The 20,726-nt window shown below is 35.9% G+C and carries 15 protein-coding genes; 9 read left to right on the top strand and 6 right to left on the bottom strand.

What is annotated here, in order from left to right:
• The first annotated feature begins 47 nt into the window (after positions 1 to 47).
• The 5 genes from D0T85_RS08060 to D0T85_RS08040 all read left to right on the top strand — a co-directional run bounded on the left by D0T85_RS08060 (position 48) and on the right by D0T85_RS08040 (position 8,425).
• Positions 48 to 6,461 (top strand): DUF6443 domain-containing protein, encoded by a 6,414-nt coding sequence (locus tag D0T85_RS08060; protein ID WP_163212048.1) that lies wholly within the window; start codon positions 48 to 50, stop codon positions 6,459 to 6,461.
• On the top strand, positions 6,458 to 7,042 hold the full coding sequence (locus D0T85_RS08055) for a hypothetical protein (protein WP_163212046.1): 585 nt from the start codon (positions 6,458 to 6,460) through the stop codon (positions 7,040 to 7,042). Before D0T85_RS08060 ends, D0T85_RS08055 begins: the two co-directional genes overlap by 4 nt.
• Positions 7,043 to 7,281: 239 nt before the next feature.
• Positions 7,282 to 7,470, top strand: coding sequence for a hypothetical protein (locus tag D0T85_RS08050; protein WP_203558432.1), 189 nt, complete (start codon positions 7,282 to 7,284; stop codon positions 7,468 to 7,470).
• A gap of 107 nt (positions 7,471 to 7,577) precedes the next feature.
• Positions 7,578 to 8,030: a hypothetical protein gene (locus D0T85_RS08045; protein ID WP_163212044.1), complete on the top strand. Its 453-nt coding sequence runs from the start codon at positions 7,578 to 7,580 to the stop codon at positions 8,028 to 8,030.
• Between the two features lie 11 nt (positions 8,031 to 8,041).
• A complete protein-coding gene (locus D0T85_RS08040) occupies positions 8,042 to 8,425 on the top strand; it encodes a hypothetical protein (protein WP_163212042.1) in 384 nt (127 codons plus the stop codon).
• A gap of 867 nt (positions 8,426 to 9,292) precedes the next feature.
• On the opposite strand, the gene D0T85_RS08035 is transcribed toward D0T85_RS08040, so the two are convergent.
• The 3 genes from D0T85_RS08035 to D0T85_RS08025 form a co-directional block, all read right to left on the bottom strand.
• Positions 9,293 to 9,625 (bottom strand): hypothetical protein, encoded by a 333-nt coding sequence (locus D0T85_RS08035; RefSeq protein WP_163211901.1) that lies wholly within the window; start codon positions 9,623 to 9,625, stop codon positions 9,293 to 9,295.
• 5 nt (positions 9,626 to 9,630) lie between these two features.
• Complete coding sequence (locus D0T85_RS08030; protein WP_163212040.1) at positions 9,631 to 14,793, bottom strand: leucine-rich repeat protein; 5,163 nt, start codon at positions 14,791 to 14,793, stop codon at positions 9,631 to 9,633.
• An 84-nt stretch (positions 14,794 to 14,877) separates the two neighbouring features.
• Positions 14,878 to 14,979, bottom strand: coding sequence for a smalltalk protein (locus tag D0T85_RS08025; RefSeq protein ID WP_163212038.1), 102 nt, complete (start codon positions 14,977 to 14,979; stop codon positions 14,878 to 14,880).
• A gap of 294 nt (positions 14,980 to 15,273) precedes the next feature.
• Between D0T85_RS08025 and D0T85_RS08020 the strand changes: the two genes are divergently transcribed.
• The 4 genes from D0T85_RS08020 to D0T85_RS08005 all read left to right on the top strand — a co-directional run bounded on the left by D0T85_RS08020 (position 15,274) and on the right by D0T85_RS08005 (position 18,223).
• Positions 15,274 to 16,860, top strand: a complete 1,587-nt coding sequence (locus tag D0T85_RS08020) for a hypothetical protein (RefSeq protein ID WP_163212036.1) — start codon at positions 15,274 to 15,276, stop codon at positions 16,858 to 16,860.
• A gap of 2 nt (positions 16,861 to 16,862) precedes the next feature.
• Positions 16,863 to 17,234 (top strand): hypothetical protein, encoded by a 372-nt coding sequence (locus tag D0T85_RS08015; RefSeq protein WP_163212034.1) that lies wholly within the window; start codon positions 16,863 to 16,865, stop codon positions 17,232 to 17,234.
• 171 nt (positions 17,235 to 17,405) lie between these two features.
• Complete coding sequence (locus tag D0T85_RS08010; protein ID WP_163212032.1) at positions 17,406 to 17,819, top strand: M15 family metallopeptidase; 414 nt, start codon at positions 17,406 to 17,408, stop codon at positions 17,817 to 17,819.
• Positions 17,816 to 18,223, top strand: coding sequence for a hypothetical protein (locus D0T85_RS08005; protein ID WP_163212030.1), 408 nt, complete (start codon positions 17,816 to 17,818; stop codon positions 18,221 to 18,223). Before D0T85_RS08010 ends, D0T85_RS08005 begins: the two co-directional genes overlap by 4 nt.
• A gap of 620 nt (positions 18,224 to 18,843) precedes the next feature.
• Here D0T85_RS08005 and D0T85_RS08000 read toward each other — a convergent pair.
• From D0T85_RS08000 to D0T85_RS07990, 3 genes are all read right to left on the bottom strand, one after another.
• On the bottom strand, positions 18,844 to 19,257 hold the full coding sequence (locus D0T85_RS08000; protein ID WP_163212028.1) for a helix-turn-helix transcriptional regulator: 414 nt from the start codon (positions 19,255 to 19,257) through the stop codon (positions 18,844 to 18,846).
• A gap of 62 nt (positions 19,258 to 19,319) precedes the next feature.
• Positions 19,320 to 19,541 carry a type II toxin-antitoxin system HicA family toxin gene (locus tag D0T85_RS07995; RefSeq protein WP_370459940.1) on the bottom strand — a complete coding sequence of 74 codons (222 nt, stop codon included), beginning with the start codon at positions 19,539 to 19,541 and terminating at the stop codon, positions 19,320 to 19,322.
• A 71-nt stretch (positions 19,542 to 19,612) separates the two neighbouring features.
• Complete coding sequence (locus tag D0T85_RS07990) at positions 19,613 to 20,467, bottom strand: AraC family transcriptional regulator (RefSeq protein ID WP_163212026.1); 855 nt, start codon at positions 20,465 to 20,467, stop codon at positions 19,613 to 19,615.
• Positions 20,468 to 20,726: the final 259 nt, after the last annotated feature.

Genomic DNA, 20,726 nt, shown 5'->3' with positions numbered 1-20,726 from the left:
GAAAGCTGCGCGGCTAATTATTAACAACTTTATTAAAGATTAAAAACATGAGAACAAAAATTATAAAATTCAGTAAATACATGCTTACAATAAGTGCGTTACTGCTAATGAATATATACTATGCAAGGGGGCAAACATCAGGATTTGAAACAATTAATCAGCCTTTTCCAGATAGTCCTAATGCTGCTGCATTATCGAAATACATAGATTTTCCTGTCTCAAACGCCACTGGAATTATACAAATGGATATTCCGATATATGAAATTAAGCTGAAAGACTTTACACTACCTATCTCTTTAAATTATCATGCAAAGGGTATTCAAGTTGAAGAATCAGCCACAAATGTTGGCCTGGGATGGTCGCTACAAGCTGGTGGGTGTATATCCCGGGCAGTGAGAGGAGAACCGGATGATTATAATAAAGCAAAGACAAAAGAAAAACATCAAAAGGGAACCCCTTATGTAGGTATGTTTTGGACAGATAAAGGACAATATATTAATTCCTTTAATGAGAATATTACAGAATACGATAAAATAGCTGAAAAAATTAAACACCTAGTCGCTAATGATGATATTAAGTATTTAGAAGAAGGTCATAATGATACACAACCCGATCTCTTTTATATCAATCAGTCATTTCTATCTGGGCAATTTGTTTTGGAAGTAATTAACTCTGTAACATCAAGTCCACAACATATTCGGCCACAGCTAATCCCATATCAGGATATTAAGATACAGCATGCATTTGATACTGAAGGACGTCTAACTTCTTTCACCGTAAAAGATGCTCAAGGAAATGAATATTATTTTAATGACAAAGAGATAACAATAGCACATAATAGCAATTTTTATGTATATTTTTATAACGACCCTTTAACTGGCAATGACGTGGTGAATAAATCTGCGACAGGTTCATCTCGGGAATACTATTCTACTTGGCAATTAAGCAAAATAAAAACAGTTCATAACCAAATAATTAGATTCCATTATCAGGATGAAACAATAAAGATTGAAAACCATGTAGGGAGTTATGAAGAACCTTACATTCTCAAATATAGTGGATCATCCTCCTCTGTATTAACAACATTGACTCAAAAAAGATTAACAAAGATCGAAACTGACAACGAAGAAATAAATTTTGTAGTCGATCAGGAAAATATAACTGATCAATTCTTGCCAATCAAAGGTATCTCTGTTAAAAGCAAACATACTAATAAAACTATAAAATCCTTTATCCTCAAATATGGATATTTTGGTAATAAAATCGACTGCACACGGTTAAAGTTAAATCATATAAAAGAAGAAGGAGTTGGTAATTACGATTTCCATTATGATGAACGTACACCTTTTCCTGATAGAGAATCGTATGCACAAGATGTATGGGGGTTTTATAACGGAGCAATCTCAAATGAAAATCTGCTTCCCACCATCCATTATTATCCGAACCTTAGATTATCCGAACAATATACTTTTCTGACACTTCCAAATAATTATGAAAAAAAATCCACCATAATACGAGCCGATCGGCTGCCAAATCCGGAGGCTGTTACTACTGGCATGTTAACCAAAATAACTTATCCAACAGGAGGTTATACAGAATATGAATATGAATCAAATAATTTTTTGTATAAGGATACTGTATACAAAGGAGGTGGGGTACGTATTAAATCAATTAAAAAGTATCATGATTCTTCCACTTTACTGATGCAAAAACATTATGAATACAGTAATGGAAAGATACTTAATCTACCAATTTTGAGTCATAATTTATACCCTTTCGAAAAGTCTTTAGGAATATTTCATAAAAGTCAATCCGAAGTAGGAAAAGTCAATGGAGGCTTTGTTTGTTATGAATCTGTTACTATAAAGGATGGCAATGGCTCAATGATTAACGGAAAGACAGAATACAGTTATAGCTGTCCGGGTACTTATGGTATTGAAAAAGACTATTCAGAAGGAGAAATGTATGAGGTATCCAAATCAAGATATGTTCCTTATAAAAATTTTCAGGACTCAATTAATTTTTACCCATATCCACCAAACATTAATTATGATTGGGCAAGAGGACTTCTACTATCAGAAAAATACTATGATGTGGAAAACAACCCATTGAAAGAAATAAGTTATAAATACAAAAACTATTTTCCACAAGGAACTAGTAAACCTATTGTAGTTTATGGACTTAAACTTGTATATACTCAGGATGTGAGTGTAAAATTCAGCAAATACAAAACATTAACCAATGTTGCCAAAGTATTATCCAGCAAAACCGAAACCAATTATTTTACTTCCAACAATTCTTCTGTAACCTCTTTTACAAGTTATAGTTATGATAACCTTAGACATAAAAATGTTACTACACAAAAAACAACAACTAGTAATGGGGATACACTTCTTACCAAATTTAAATATATGAATGATTATTACTTCGGCGATAAAGGAGAAGGTGATATCGCATCTTCTGTTGCATCAACTTCTGAAGGAATATCTGCATTGTATGATAAAAACGTGAATAAATTGGTTGAAGAATCTTATTTTCTTAAAAAGAAGAATACCTTGTATTTGTTAGGCAGTAATCTGATTACGTATAGTGAATTTGGTGATTATGCGCTTCCTTGTAAATATTATGAGATGAAATTGGAAACTCCAGTAGAAGTAAGCACTTCTTATGTTCCCTCTTTTGTGAAGACTTCTTTTATGAGTAACCCCGTTTTCTATCGGGATTCCCGTTATAAAGAAAAGCAAAGCTTTGAACTCTATGATCCTAATGGTAATTTGCAACAGGTTAGCAGCTCTGATGGAATGATGACGACCTACATTTGGTCCTACAACGGACAGTATCCTGTAGCAGAACTTAAAAATTGTGCTTATGCTGGTGTTTCTTTGAAACTAGGAAGCAGTTTTGTTAGCAATGTACAAAAAACACTATCAACTGCGAATCTTACATTGTTAAATAATCTACGCACTCTACTCCCCTATGCACAAATTACTACAGCCGTTTATGACCCAGGTATTGGAGTCAAGCATATTACAGACCCCTCGGGTAAAACCACTTTCTATGAATATGATTCTGGCCGTCGATTGGAACAAGCATATATAAAAAATGGTACAACCAAAGAAATTATACAAGCTTATGAATATGATTATGCAAACTGGAAACCTCTTGAAGAAATTCCCGGCATGGTATATGTTACAATCCCAAATGCAAAGAGAACAATTACTCCTACTGTAGCATCAGATCAAGTTACTAAATCTACGAAATCTGCTATGTTAACAATTGAGTATTTTGATGGGATTGGACGTCCTACACAAACTATTCAACAAGGAATTACACCTTTAAAATCCGATTTGGTTATAATACAACAATACGATGCATATGGACGTAGTGATAAAACATGGTTACCTTTTGTTAAAACTGACGATGGAACTGTAGAAGATCCGGATATAGATAGACTATCTGCTGATACTTACAACGGTGATACAGCTGCTTATACTAAACCTATATATGAGGCATCTCCTCTGAACCGGGTTACTAAACAATATGGAGCTGGGCAGCAGTGGCGATCATCTGATAAGCCTGTAAGGACAATCTATTTGAGTAATGTAAGTGCGCTTAATTGTATGTACTTTAATATAGCTGATTCGTCTGTGGATTCTGTTTATACTGTCACCAAATCTGGTAATTATGCTACCGGACAACTCTATATTATTCAAATAAAGGATGAAGATGGTAATTCTACTTTCGAGTTTAAAGATAAGCAGGGAAAAGTAATTATGATCCGCCAATGTATTTGGGAAGAGACTGTTCAAAAGGAACTTGATACCTATTATGTGTACGATGATTTTGGAAATCTGAAATTAGTACTGCCTCCATTAGCCTCGGCCCAGATGGGAAGTGGTAATTCATGGACCAACAGTACAAGTACTTTCCTTGATGATTATGCTTATTATTATCGTTATGATGAACAGAACCGTTGTGTTTTAAAGAAACTTCCCGGAGCACTACATATTAATTATGTGTACGACAGAGGTGATCGTTTAATTCTGACCCAAGATGGTGAAGCCCGTACCAAAGAACAATGGTACTTTACACTTCCCGATGCACTTGGCCGAACTGTTTTAACAGGTATTTGTAGCAATCCAAGTATAAACATTATTAAAGGTAGTGCAGTAAAAGCTACCTGGGCAGGAGAAAGTGGTACTTATAAAGGATATATCACTCCTATTAATTGTTTGGGTAATTCATCTTATGTACTAACAGCTAATTATTATGATAACTATAATTTCCTATCCTTACCAGGCTACAGTGCACTTGGATATCAAGGAGAATCAGGCTACGGAACCCGTCATACCAGTGGGATTAATAATGGCCTGCTAACTGGTACTTATGTTAAAGATGCCAATGTTGACGAAGGAAGTATACACCTGTATTCTGCCTTATACTATGATTATCGGAACAGGGTGATCGAAACCCAGTCTACGAATCATCTGGGAGGCAAAGATTCGGAATATATAGCTTATACTTTCACTGGGCAGATAAGTAAAAGAAAATTAGTGCATACAAATTCACCATCAACACCTTTGGTCACCACTATTAATGGATCAAAATTCAAACTAATTACTGGTGGTAAAGTGTTGGTTTCAGGAGCAGCAAACCAACTAGAAGAATATTATGAATATATTTATGACCATGCAGGTCGATTAACAAGAACCGATCATCAATTGGGGAATAATCCTAAAACCACAATAGCCATTAAGAGTTACGATGAACTGGGACGCTTAAAAACTCATAAAAAAGGGAATTTACCAGTAACAACTTACGACTATAATGTGCGATCGTGGATAAAATCAATCAATAATACACTCTTTACACAAACGCTGTATTACAATGACAGTTATGCTGATAATGACCCCTGTTACAATGGTAATATCTCTGCCATGAGTTGGAAAGCTGATAGCGATGTATTACGTGGCTACCGGTTTACTTATGATGCTCTTTCACGCTTAACAAAAGCTGACTATTTAGAAAACGGTAAATCTAATCCTAATTATCAGGTTCCTTCCATCACATACGACCATCATGGTAATATCACTAGTTTGAAACGTTGGGGTAAAACAGATTCCGGCTACGAATTGGTTGACAATTTAACTATGAATTATAATGGCAATCAACTAACCACAATAGAAGATGCCGCCATTAAATTACCAACAATAACTTCTGGCTTAAACGATTTCAGGGACATTGCTAATACAACAGATTATGTGTACAATAAAAATGGGGCAATGACCAAAGATTTAAACAAGAGTATTAGCAATGTTACATATAATTGCTTAAATTTACCAAGTCAACTTACAATTAATGGCAATACTAATAAATATATGTATGCTGCTGATGGTAGGAAGTTGAAAGTAACACATGGATTGGATTATACTGATTATGTAGGCAATAAAATTTATGAAAATGATTCTTTGAAACAGATTTTGTTTGATGGTGGTTATATTGAAAATGGAATATATCACTTTTATTTAACTGATTATTTAGGTAATAACCGAATAGTGACTACCAACACAGGAATAATTGTGCAGAAGAATCACTTTTACCCATTTGGAATGACATTCGGGGAAACTTCGAATAATGAACAAGACAAACAACAATTTAAGTATAATGGTAAGGAGTTGGATAGGAGGAATGGATTGAATTTATATGATTATTCGGCTAGGTATATGGAGCCGGCTATCGGACGGTTTACAACGATGGATCCGTTGGCGGAGAAGTATTATAACATTAGCCCGTATGCGTATTGTGCGAATAATCCGATTAAATTTATTGATCCAACAGGTATGTTTTATGGTGATTATTATAGTGGTTATTCTGGAAAACTTCTTTTTAGTGATGGGATCAATGATAACAGGGTTTATGTAAGAAATCTACTAGTTGAACAGAATGATTTGATAGTGAGAGATACATACATAGGGCAAAGAGGAAAAATTCCAGACAAAACTAAAGCTTTCAATGAGTTTATGAAAGGAACAAATGAACATTTTTCCAAGTTAAATAAGCAATTTACTAACAATGAGGCGTTGATACTATTTGGATGGGCAGGAAAAATAAATAGACGACTTAAAGCTTTTGCTGATTTAGTTACTGACAATGCTGAATATGATATAAAAGCTGCAAAGAACGGGGAGTTTGCAATAGGAACAGATGGTGCATTTATGGAAGGATATGCCTTTTATGATGGTGATCTGTTTCGTTATGACGACTTTGGTAATTTCAATTATGCAATTGCAGGAAAAGCATTTGGTTTGTCTGAGTTTATATTGGAGTTAGGTGCTGGGATAAATCAGTTGACAAAGCCCAATGTTCCTCATAATATTTTCACTTATGGAGATGAAGATAAAGACAACTATATGATTCGAATGGGATTTAAATATTACGACAAAAACTTCAAACAACAATGAGAATAAAAGAATATAAACATTTTTTAGTCTTGCTTTTTTGTCTTACTTCATGTAAGAATCACTATTGTATTGATATTGAAAATATTGACGAGTTGCGAGGCGCAATGCTTAAAACTGAAGAATATGTAAATAGGATAGAACCCCTTTATGTTGATGATTGTGTCACTTTTGGGGAATTGAGCAATGACCCCAAAAACATAACATTAAGTTTGTCAACATTAAATTATAATTCCAAAGACTCTATTGAGCAAGGGAGGAGAAATCCTAATGTACAAAGACATGTAGAAATTTTAGATTCAATACCAGGGCTTACCAAAAATGAATGGAAGCTTATGAAGGATAATATTGAGATTCTAAGAAAATATGGCATACATTCTATTAAAAATGTGTTTTATAATGATGGTCGATTTCAATTTTACTACTTTTCATATAAAATATATTTCTATAATGGAATTGGCCCTAGTGCATACCTTGCTATTCTTCCAGAAGAGAAAACAAAAACTAAAGCTTTTAAATCTCGTTTTATTGTAATGGATAAAAAAGAGGATTTATACTTGTTAATCAAAAGTGATCGTAATTAATTTCCCATTAGAAGCTGCACAAGCTATCGGCTAATGGCGAAGAGGATGTATCAAAAAAAGATCTGATACATCCTCTTTTTTATTCAAAACTGTAACAAACAATAAAATTAGAAACCAAAAATGGATGTTATTGGAAGGGTTATGTAAATGTTTCTCTAAAAAGAAAAGAGACGTTTGACGAAGTATTAGAAACCATAACAAAGAAATAGTCGAGTGTCTTATCCTAGCATAGAATTCAATTGAGTAACCCACGTCTTTTATACATAAAAGATATTACTACCGGAAGCATTGCAGGAAATAAACAACTGTTTGAACTGGTGCAATCGTTGAATCTTCCGTTTGATCAGTTGATTGAAGAGAAAGGATTCAGGTGGGTGCATGTTAGTTATAGGGAAAAGGGAAATAGAAGGCAGGTGTTGAGGAAATAGTAAATATCTGCTTTGAGAGAGTGAAGGGTGTATTGAAGAAAATCTGATACACCCTTTTTGTAACTATCAGCCAATTATTATGATCTATTGAATACAATTCACTAAATTTGCCTGTAAAGGTTAGTTTTGCCGATGGTAACTCTACATCGTATTTGTATGATGCGGCCGGAGTTAAACATCAGGTTAAGCACCAAACAGGTTCAACAACCAAAACCACAGATTATTGTGGTAGCGTGATCTATGAAGATAATGAGGTGAAACGTGTACTTACCAGCAAGGGGTATATTGTTTACAATAATGGCACCCCTACTTATTATTACTATTTGAAGGATCATTTGGGTAATAATAGGGTGGTGATAAACGCTGGTGGTGATGTGCAACAGGTGAATCATTATTATCCGTTTGGGGGAAGCTTTGCTTCGAGCGCTGAGTCTTTACAACCATTTAAGTACAATGGTAAGGAGCTGAATACGGTTAATGGGCTGGATTTGTATGATTATTCGGCTATATGGAGCCGGGGATTGGGAGGTTTACGACGGTGGAGGTACAGGAATAATTAAAACTAAATAATATGAAAATAAAAAAATGTTTGCTTATTTGTATGTTTTTTATCTCTACAATTGTTTTTGTTGCTATTTTTCTACCTGTGCTTACCAAGATGGATGATAGTGTAAATCTAGGAGATAAATATCTATATATACAAGATTATCCACAAGCAATCATAAGTTATGAGACAGATGAATATAAGGGAATTGGGCATTTTGTTGTACCGCCAATCATTATTGATTATAATTTTAATAACGAGTTTATTATTGCAATAACAAAAGATTTGGAGGTTAATGATATTATTTACTGGATTGTAGATAAAAAGACACAAATCGTAGAGCAATTTTCAGATCGTCTTGATTTTTATCATACCTTAAATGAGAAAAATGTTGATCTGGGATTTGATTGATTATCTTGTTCTAGTTTGATAATTTAACATCCTGATAGACATTTTTCTGTTAGGATGTTTTGTCCGGATAGAAAAATGATTCTATCTGGATGTTTTTGATATTGCGACATTCAATAGTGTCATTTTGGAATCAAATAAGAAATCTTCCAGCAGGTAATTATACTATAGTAAATGGAAATATTGTTCCCAATTAAAATAATATGATGAATAAAAAGGTACTAAAAAAAATCTTGTTACGCTATTATGGCTTTTGTTTATTGATCTAGTGTTAATTGGTGCTTGGACATTATATTTCGAGCCTACTAGTGATATGACTATTATTTTGATTTATGCTATTCCTATAGTATTTGTTATTAACTTGTTCCTAAGTATAGTATTTTTATTTATAAAAAAATATTATGTAATTTTCCTTTTAGTAAATTCTTTTATTGCACCTGCTATTTTATATTTTCTTTTTGGATTTTACATCTATATCTCTTCGGTTAGGGATTATGACAGTTGGGAGTTCTCTATAGATAATGTTGTATATACAATATATACAACACCGCATAGCAATAATGATTATTCTCTAATGATTAGCCCCGAACCAGATTTATCTATTGGAGGAGATCGCGGTACCACTACAATCTATTTTACTCCTATAAATGGTTCTGGTTATTTTATATTTAAAAAGTATCTATATGGGTATAAAGATATGGATAAGATAAAATTAAAGAAGAAATATTAGTAATTCTCTAACCTGTATTATACTCGTTTGGTTCAGTTAGGAAAAAGTGAGGTAGAGGAGGTAAAGTAGGCGATGCCGCATGGATTCCCCTCCTTGGCTAGAGGAATGTATCAAAAAAAAGATCTGATACATCCTCTTTTTTATTCAAAACTGCAACAAACAATAAAATTAGAAACCAAAAATTGACAATCCTCCAGTTTTTTGTAATCACCTATGGTTATTCGTTGTACCTCTCCTTCGGGTGTTTCTTCAATAATATCCATTTCCTTGGAGAGAATTACAGTGTCTTCCGTAACCGGTTCGTCTATTTCTTCGTAATGTTCGGGGAGTTCTAATAAGGGTTCCGGGAGCGGTTTATTATTTAGATAATGTGTGTATCCCAAATAAATTTCATTGCCAAAGATGAAACCGTCTGAGATTCGTCTTAATACTTTTCCTTTAGCTGCTGTGATTTTATTGCTTTCTGTTTTCATGATCTTTAGTTTTTTTGACTGATTGGGAGTATTCTTTTAGCTAATGCATCCCAATTAGTGGCTGTTTTATAGGCATTTAAAGCTGAATCTGGCACGTAAATTGGACAGTTGTTAGTATCGCTAAAAGAAGTAGAATAAATCGTAGAAGGTGTGGTCGTTTCTGCTTCTATGTATATAAGAGAAGTACAACCAGCATAAGTAGAGTTCCCTAAATTTTTAATGGTTTTAGGGAGAACTACGAAAGTCAATTTAGTACAACCATTAAAACAGTTATTAAAGTTTGTCACCTCTATACAATTATCGAACAGACCAGCAGGTATGGAGACAAGAGAAATACAGCTATAAAAACAACCATAAAAATCAGTCACATCTGGGCAGTAATCAAACAATCCAGCTGGGATAGAGGTAATGGAAGTAGAGCCATAAAAACAGCCGAAAAAGCTAGTCACATTTGGACAGAAATCAAACAATCCAGTAGGGATAGAGGTGATGGAAGTACAGTGTTGAAAACAGCAGGTAAAGTCTGTCACATTCGGACAGAAATCAAACAACCCGATAGGGATAGAGGTGAGGAGAGTACAATTTCGAAAACAATAACGAATGTTTGTCACATTTGAACAATGATCAAACAATCCAGCTGGGATGTATCTTAAATTAGTACATTCAGCAAAACACTCATAAAAAGAGCTTCTTTTTGAATCATTCTTAAATATATCACTTCCCACTGCAATAAGCGCTGATTTAGAGTTAAAAGACAAATTTGAAATCCTACTAGTTCCCACACTCCAATATGCGATTGCGTTTATATATATGGAAGTTATATAATCACAGTCAGAAATCTCAAAATTATAAATGTCATCAGTAAAATAAACATGATAGTATGTTCTTGATCCTGTACCAGTAGCTGCTGTAGTTTGTCCATCTCCCCAATGAATTATATAATTGGCACCACTACTAGATATTGTTATACTAAGACCATTTGATTTAAACCCAATCTGTATATTCCCATTATACTCTGGTTGCAAATCCTCAAGTGGAATCTCTAGTACAACATTCTCTTCCTTTGCAATTGTACCTACAGCCATTCTTCCATTATATGTACTATTTTTGAATGTACATGTATATTCATACGTTCCCCTTGACAATCCAACAACAGTTCTTCCTTGTATATCTGTAACAACACTTTTTCCATCACACACTATTGTTGCTTTTGATATCAGAAACTTATCCTTAGATTTAACAATAAACGTAACCTCTACAGTTGCATCCATCCATATATAATTCGTAGTGTCACTCAAAATCTCCGACAGATTCTGATTTATACTTTTATATCCATCTAAGCTTATAGATACATTTATGGCTTCACGTCCTTTGATTGTAACCTTTCCATTTTCATCACTTACATATGCAATACCATTAATCACTACATCTGCACCTCTCAAAATAGCTTTGGTATTATAATCCTGTACAATAATAGTACGCATAGGAGTATCAGCAAGCATGTCGTATGTAATCTCCAAATCAGGAAATGCTTCTCTAATAAAAGGGAGTGTATCAGCATAGGCTTTCACTGCATGATACTTTCCTGTCACAACAGCTTGGGTGCTATTATTCCCTTTCTCGTCCAAACCTGCAAGATTCATTAAAACGATTAGTGTATTTAAACTTTCACCAGAAGTATCTATTCCAACCAATCTAACTCTTTCAAGTGTTGGGTAATCAGAAGCCATACATTTTTCAACCAATGCAATTGAATCAACTCCTGGGATGTTTTCAATCCAAAGTGTTGATATGTTCTCTACACTTTCCAGTACCAATCCAGCATCAGTCAGATTAGCTTGATTACGCAAAGTAAGGTTTGTTATTCCTTGTGGTAATTCAATTCGTTCTAGCATTCCCCCAGAAGGAAGCACTACTGCCGTACAGCCCGAACCCTTAGCATAAACCTCCTGAATACTTTCGCAACCAGACAAATCAAGCGCAGCAGTATAAGCCGGACAATTCTCTACATTTATTTTCCGTAACAACCGGTTACTTTTTACAGTTACATTGCGCAGATTTGTATTCTTATATCCCTTTGTACTGTTCCCTATAATCAGTTCTTCCAGTTTCGTTGCCGAAGACATATCCACCGTACCAGGATATTTAGCCGAAAGGTCTCCAACCGATTTTAACCGGGATGCACCATAAATAATAGTTTCTGTATCATTAAAAACGGTTCCTGTTGGAGCATACACAATGCTTGTTTTATCCTTGTTACCTCTCTTTTCCGGGCTGAGATACGAACCAAATTTTACACGTAAATACTGATCGGCATAAGGTGTAAGTGCAAAGTCGGCATTTGGTTTTACTCCAGTCCATTGTGCAGGTGTGTACAAACGTAATGTTGCAGTATCTCCAAAATAGTTACCGGCATTATACTTACTATCCATATAGCGGAATCGGTTATATAGCCACCATTTGCGATGGTCGGCACGCGATCCTTGTAGTGCATACAAAAACTCGCCGGTATAAATATGTCCACCTTGGCCATAATCGTAATATCCTTTGGTTAAAGGATCAATGTATTTAAACTTACCATCTTCGTTATAGATAGACTCACACCACTTTTCCGATTGGTTTATATTCAGGTAAGTATAAACCCTTTCGTATGTAAGTATATCTTGTTGACGTGCCTTGTTATACATGGCTGCAATTTCATCCGGATATGCCTGTTCCACCAATTTCCATAATTCGGAACCGGCACCATTCCATACATTTTGCGACCCCAGTACATCATGTGTTTCAATATTGTAATTGAACACAATTTCGCCCTCATTGTTGATACCCAGACAGGTATCATTGTCATAAAGAATAAAATACCATATTTGTCCATCCCAAGTGGTGATAAACATATTTTTAGCCCGTTGGTCTACCATGCCAAGCAGTTCGGTAAACATAAAGTAAAATACGAGGTTATCCACATTAAAATATTGTGGACATTCGGTTCTAAACTTGTTAACATTACCAATGCAACTTACCACCCAATCTGTTACACGTTTCAGATTTTCGGGTATCGTTCCGGATTCATAAGTCGCATTCAAATCGTCATTATCCGGATAGCGGGCTTCAAAATCGTTCAACCAATCGGGTTTGCCATTTTGATCTTTACGGGTATAATCCGATTCTTTGAACAGCATTCGCCCGGAGGTATTATTCCTGAATTCCCAGCACTGACAATTTGGATAGGCAGATGTAAAGCCAAAAGTTTCTTCGGCTGCCTTGTCGGTATTAAAATTATACTTGCCTACAAATTCCGGTTCAGAGTCGGCTGTCTTTTTATGAAAGATAACAATAGGGAAACCGCACACAGTAGTCCTTACTTTTTTATTATCCAATTGAGGCGGTGTAAGTAAGCCCAAATCTTTTAATACTTCATCGGCCAGGTTGGCAACACCAGTATTGTGTGTTCCGGAACTTTCTGCAAAATCGGCTTTCTCGCAGAATACCGAAGCAGCAATTACATCAGCAGTAAGTTTATACTTACTTACCTTCTCACCACTGCCCAAAGTAAATCCTTTCTTAAAGTTTGTTTTATAATTCTTTCGCGGATAGTATTGCGAAGGATGAACAGGAATAACAACCCGGGCATCTCCGGTAAGTTTAAGGGCTACATTCCCGTTGCTATCAGGTATCCAGCCGTTGGTGCCCCAGTTAAAATCTACCAGTTGTGCAGCGATGGTATCATTTTTACCTTTAAATTCCCATCTGTCCCGGTTCGTTTCACTGTTGTTTCTTCCCATTGACGACAAGAACAGTTCCAGACTTTCTGTTTCAGCAGTAACCTCTATCGAAGATTGTTCAACTTGCAACAGGAATGTTTTGCGGGTTGCTCCACAAACAATTTCAAACTTACTATTGCCCGATTTATCAATCCGGTAGTTCCATGTTTGTTCCGTACGGCCAACTTTAAGGCTTGACACAACTGTATTATCAACTACAAGTGAAATATCAGTTTCTGCTTGTGCCGGATTGTAAACCACATACGGTATAATCACTGTACCAAATTGTTCGGCGGTAGTTTGCCTGAAAGGTGATACAATAACAGGAGTTGTTTTTCCATCTTCCACACAAATCAGGTCATAGAAAAGCGAATTACTCATAACCGAGGCTCCGTTTATAGCCGCAGTCATATACACTTCCAGTGTGTGGCTACCATGCCCCATGTTAGGTAATGTATAATTTAATTGCCTGTTTGATACAGATGTAACATAACTACCTGCCACTTCTCCATCAATCAGGAAGTAAACCGTTTTTTCGATAGAACCAACAGGGGTGTACCGGTAACTGAATGTTTTACCAGTAATTGCTGCAACCGGGTCGAAAGTAGAACTTAAACTGAGGTTTACTACATTAATACCATAAGTTAGTTTTCGGGTAGTGGCATAAGAGTCTGTAACTTCAACTGTTACAGTATTATCACCTGCTCCCAGGAAATTACTTACTTCGAAACTGTTTTTACCTTGTGATATAGAAGATGCATGAATGGTTTTTGAGCCTACCTTGATGGCCATATTACCATTGCCGGTGGGTTCTCCTGAAACGGTAGACGAAAAATTAAACTCTAAAACAGCCGGGTTACCTCCCGCAATAGTCATTATTCCAGGAGAAATAAATGTTAGGTTCATTACATTCGGTGCCACGAAATTACCCGAAGCCACCGGATACAATATACCGTTTTTCTTTTCAAAAGCGTATTTCCCATTAGGTAACGCATCAAAAGATTCGTCTACGTTATCCAAACATCCCAGTGTACTTCCTTCAAAACCTGCACTGGTAGTTTCTTCAACCAATGCTTTAGAAAGAATATCAGGATTGTTTGTTTCTTCAACAATGGAAGCAGATAACGCCTCCTGGTTACCCTGTTCTTCAATACCAGATGAAAGATGAGAACGAGATTGAGAGTGAGTGATGGGAGATTTGACTAATAGACCTCCAACAGTGAGATGATGAGCTGTTTCGTCATCCTGGTCTTTTCGCAGAACAGCATTGTCTATCGCTAGCTCTTTAAAAGCACCTACAGTCATTGCCGAAGCCGAATGATCGTTTGATGCTTGTGTCATTAAAATACGGTCATCGTTGCTAACTTGCTGTTGCAAAGCGATGTCTTTTATATCTAAATTATCCATTCGTTTTGATTTGATTTAAACTATTGAGTTCTTTTGCAATTAAAAATTAGCTGCGCAGCTTTTCTTTAATTTTCAATTCTCAATTTAAAGTGTCATCGCCTGTACTCCCAGCGCTCCGGCCAGTGCACTTACTACTGCAATTATCACCTTAAGAATAACATCCCATGTTTTACTGTTTGATTTCATAATTTTTGAGTTTTAATTTTTAGCTTTAAGCCTCACTTAAGTTGTTAATAGTTTTGCAATTTTTTATGAAAAAGATATAGGAAGTGCTCTCCACAAGTATCCTATCTACTTATGCTGCACTGTTTTTCCATAAAATTTGAGAGAATTATTAAATTGTGAAGCTTTTAACTGTTGGTGCAAAAATATCGTCAAAAAAACAAATCAACTTTGATTTTAACAATTGAGATTTGATAATGAAGAGGATGAACTCCGGCAAATAAAGGAAACATTAGGAATAATTTAAAAGCAAAGAATATGGCACTATTACCAAACATTGGAGTACAAGCATTTATATGCTCCGTTAAAAATAAAATAGAACATTTCCTATCCGGATTTTCTGGCTATGGATGGAAAATTTGGGAGTGGACAACTGGGAGATGGAAACTAGAGGTAGATGATCTGATGGTACGGAAAACCATGACCGTATTTGAACTTATTATAAATAAGATCAGAAGTGTTGTGGGTGCGTTAGCTATTACACAAGCTCATGGCAAAATTAAATCAATAGATAGTATAAGCGACCCGGATAATTATTTAATCACTCTTGAGGATACAAATAGCTTTATGGAAGATGATTTTATCCGTATGCAGGAGTTCAGTGGTACAGGGAAACGATCGTACTGGGTAAAGGTTTCAGAAATCCGCGGTGAAATAGTTGTTATTCCCAAATCGGAATTTGAAGAGGAGCAAAGCGCGCCTGAGGTTGGCGATGAGATTGTTCAGTTTGGGAACCAAAGGAATACAGCAAGGCAGTCGGCTATTTACCTACATACTGATGAATCTGGTCAGCCTGCTATTGATATAATGTTCGATATTGACAGCAAGAGTTTTGATGGAAAAATAAAAATGCGAATGGGGACAGGACTTCCCGGAGTTAGTGATGAGTTTAAAGGATTGTATGCAGAAAACGGTATGCTCAAATTCACTGATGCTGAGGGGAATGTGACTTCAGCTATTTGGCCGGATGGTAGAGCTGAGTTAGGAGCCGGGTCGGTTTTGATAAATCCAGATAAGAGTGGATACATTGGTGGAGAAGATGGATTGAGATGGGAATGGAACGAGCAAAAGAACAAGTTTGTTTGCACATTTGGAAAAGATGCCATACTACAATGGGGAAATCTTTCGGAAGAGGCAAAAGAAAATTTGAAGGGAGAAGATGCTAATCTATTGCCTTGGATAGAGGATTGGGAGAAGAATAAAACGAAAATAGGAAGTGATTATTTCATATCGCCAAAAATATTTAGTGGCGCCAGGAATGAGAATTCGGTCACCAATGGAGTAATATTAGGAGGAGATGATGGGAAAAGAGCTGTAACAGGAGTGGCATTAGGAAAAGATGTAATAGAAATTAATGGAGTAAAACACAGTGGGGTTTTTGGAATTAAAGATGGCAATCTCATTTTTTCCTTAGATGCAGATTCTGGAGATGCTCAATTTACGGGTAAGTTTGAAAGTAATCAAAACGGAAACAGAATAATCATTGATCCAAATGACAGAAGTATTAAGATGATTAGCGAAGATGGAAATGAATCTGGAAAATTGTCTTTTCATGATTCTGGATCAATGCTAAATCTTGGTCAAATAGGTGGGAAGGGAAGAACAAGCATTTCAGCGTTTGGACTTGACGATAGTGATGACGATGGGAATTTTCTAACTATTAGTAGACATGGTATGCTGTTAAGTAATACTTTAGGTTCATTTTTAGTTGACGTTGGCGAAAAAAACTCAGGAGATTATGGCAATTATTTCAGAGTAAGGATAGATAATTTACCAACATCACCATCTGGATTATCATCAGGTAGTTTGTGGAGAGATGGGAATAATCTAAAAATAGTAATCTAATCATGAACCCACAGAGCGTAGCCATTCTAATCACCGCCCTAGGCGGCCTTGAAGCCATCAAATGGTTATTCAACACCCTTCTACACCGCAAAGCCAACGCCCGGAAAGAAGACGCAAGCGCCAACGCGGCAGAGATTCAGAATCTACTCTCTGTGATTGAAAACCTCAACACCCAGATTGAACGGTACGATGACAGATTGAAGCAACGCGACGACAAAGTAGATGCCATATACCGTGACTGGCGTAATGCACAAAGCGAAGTGCAGACTTGGATACAGAAATATCACGAGTTGGAACTTCAATGGAAAGAGGCAGAAGTAAGGCGTTGCAATGTAAGAGGGTGTGCAAACAGAATGCCACCTAGTGAATATTAAACAGAAGGGAAGGAGTTAGATTCCAAAATGGAAGGAGTTAAGGGGAGTTATAGCTTCGCTAGGAGTTAAAGGAGTTATAGCTCTAAGATACTTCAGAGCATCTAAAGCTTTAACTCCTAGCAAAGCGATAACTCCCTTTAACTCCTTCCCTCCTTATTAAACAAAACTCAAATGAATTTCAGCAAACGAAGCATTAAGAACCTGGAAGGTGTGCATCCTGACTTAGTAACAGTAATGCATCAGGCAATTAAAGAAACTCCTATTGATTTTACGATCGTTGAAGGAGTAAGAACTGTAAAACGTCAGAAACAATTATATGCACAAGGCCGAACCATGCCTGGCATGATTGTGACCTATGTGGATGGAGTGAAAAAGAAATCGAACCATCAACTTAAGGCCGATGGATACAGTTATGCGGTAGACATCTATCCCTACATAAATGGAAAGGTAGAGGTGTGTGCCACCAGAGAATTGGAACTTATTGCCTGGCACATCAACAAAGTTGCCGGAGAATTGGGCATACCTATTGAATGGGGAGGTAACTGGACATTTAAAGATTATCCACATTTTGAACTAAAGAAATGAATGAAACCAGAAAAATGATGATAGCTATAACCATTGGTATATTACTAATGCTTCTGGCTATGATATTATCGGCATGCAAAACTACCGAATACATTCCGGTGGAGACTGTGAGGGTAGAACACATCGATAAGTATCACCGCGACAGTATTCATGTGTTAGACTCCATATATATCCGTGAAAAAGGCGATACCGTTTGGCTTACCCGTTGGCGAATAGAATATAAGGACCGGCTGATACACGATAGTATTTTTATTTGCGATACCATACAAATACCTTATCCGGTTGAACGGCAACTAAGCAAATGGGAAAAGACCCAAATGAATATGGGTGCAATTGGAATAGGGTGTATGCTTGCAATTGCTGTAGGGCTTGTTATATGGTTAGTTGGGTGGTTTAAAAAGTAGTGACTAAGTTTTTCCAATCAGCCCATCAATAATGAATATGTAGGAGGTTTGTTTAAAATAAACAAAAATGTTACCTTTGTATGTTCAAATTTTTAGGCATGAAGATTACAGCTATCAAAAATATGAGTACGGTACAATTTTAAGTAAAGTAAAGAGCTTTGTTAATTGAACACCTGTATCGTAAATCAAAGCCCCATGCAGATAACTGTATGGGGCTTTTTGCAAGCTTAGACAGAAAGTACAAAATCTTTCCAAAAATACCATCTCTGTTTAGTTGTTTTACGGTTGGTTAAAGCTGCTAAAAACGGAAAATAGCCTTACTAGACCCCCTTTACATGCGCTACAAGGCCTATTTTGGGGTGTATTTTCAAAATGCTGCATTTTGTATTTACGAAATGCTGCATTTCGTTCAATCAAAATGCTGCATTTCGAAAGAGTGAAATGCTGCATTTTGAAAACACGTTTTGCAGCATATCAAAATAGTAATGATTTATAAACGGATTAAAATTTACACTAAACCTAATAACCTGTATGGTATTTGGCTGTCATAAGATGCCAAAAAAACCCTGACTAAAAATAGTCAGGGTATTAATCGTCTCGTAAAGGATTTTGTCGAAAACTTAAACAGAGACTACCATAAGTTCCTGGCCCAAAGCATGAAGGGCTTTTATTATCTTATCTGCCGTTTCTTTGCGAGGTACAGAACGCCCACAAGCATAATGACTAAGTTGTTTCTGATTGATGCCAGTTATATGTTCTAAGGCTGCTTTGGTGAAAATTTTACCATAATAGTTTAACAGGCTTTCGATATTGAAAATATAATGTAATTCATATTCGCCATCAAATATATGTGGATACTCCTCATTGTCTATTTTGGCACACTCAACATAGAAATCAATGCTATCTCTAACTTCTTTTTCTAATTCTAAGAAATTTCCAGTTACAGCTACTACCCATCCTGATAGGAGATCGCAACCGGCGCAATAACCATTTTCTGTTTTGGTTACTCTTATATTCACCACATTTGTATCCATCTCATACAGTTTTAAATTACGTCGAAAAAAACAGATTCTGATGAAAAGAGGAAAGTTCAGGGTTAGAACTCTAACCCTGATTGACTTTCGATACTCTTTAGTAAATCGCCTGTGATATCATCAGATCCCTTACCATTAACAGTTACTTTTCCTGTTTTATCAGGATGTTTATACTGTCGGTGACTACCTTTCTGATGGGCTAAATACCAACCATCGTCTTTAAGCGATTTTAAAATCGCTTTTACTTTCACTACCTTCATAGAACTCTGTTTTGTTTTCGACACTACAAAGATAGTAAAATTGCTATTAACAACAAGCTTTTGCGAACAAATAATAGCAATATGGCTATTAATCCCTATTGATACACCTTATACTCCTTCGGCGTTTTCCCCGTATATTGCTTAAATATCCTATTAAAATACGATATATTATCAATAGACAACTCCAAAGCCACTTCCCTCACTGGTAGGTTTGTAGTTAGCAACAGTAATTGTGCTTTCTCCATCTTCTTATTATTAATATACTTCAATGGTGTGCTTTTAACCTCTTTCTTAAATATACGTATTAGATGATCTTCCGTAATGCACGATAGATCCGCAAGTTGAGACACAGATATGTCCTTGTCAATATTCTCATGAATATATTGAAGGCATTTTTTGATTCTGGCATCTTTAAACTCCGATTTCACGGTTGCCCTCTCCAAAAACTTAGAGATAAATTGGTGCAATATTCCCTGCGTTTCAATAATCGTATGAAACGGTGTACGTTTGTTTTCGGCAAGATACTGAGAGAAGGTAGGCATGTTATCGTATAATTCCGGATCAACATGTTGCAAATGCCTGCCCGGATTTATCCGAAGCAATCTTTCGGTTAAAAGAAGATCCAGGTTATCAGCCTGTATTTCTACAGGAAAGTTATACCTGTCGAAAATGGATTCGGTATTAATGTTCTTCTCATAAAAGTGAATATAATATAAGGAGAATAAGCTATCACATTCGTCATCGTGCAAGGTAAATGGAGGGGTAAGATATAGATGATCCGGCTTTAGTGTATATACCTTATTATTTATCCGGGTTCGCGCTTCTCCACCTTTTATATAGTAGATACGTGCAAAAGGGCTATATACACTTTTCCAGTTCCAGTTGGCATTCAACTCGGAGAAGCCTATGTTGAGTAATATCAGATTCAGGTTTTCGGGGATGTTATCCATAACGTGTCTGTCGTTTTTAGATTTTTCTGCAACGTTACAAATATACTAATAATTAAGACTTAAGAAAGATATGTTATACAGCAACATCGAAAAAGTACTATTAAGTAGCCGATATAATGCAAGTGATTATTGTGTGTAAACTCTATTTTTGAGGAGTCTGTCCCAAAAGTGTAAACGATAGAAAATTATGTGGAACACAGAGACACAGAGAGCACAGAGTTTTTTATTTACAGAGTTATAAACCTCTGTGTCTCTGTGC

It is taken from the genome of Bacteroides sp. 519, assembly GCF_010500955.1.
In the GTDB taxonomy this organism is placed as follows: domain Bacteria; phylum Bacteroidota; class Bacteroidia; order Bacteroidales; family Bacteroidaceae; genus Bacteroides.
The sequence above is the reverse complement of the archived record's forward strand: the minus strand, read 5'-3'. Positions and strand labels throughout refer to the sequence as shown.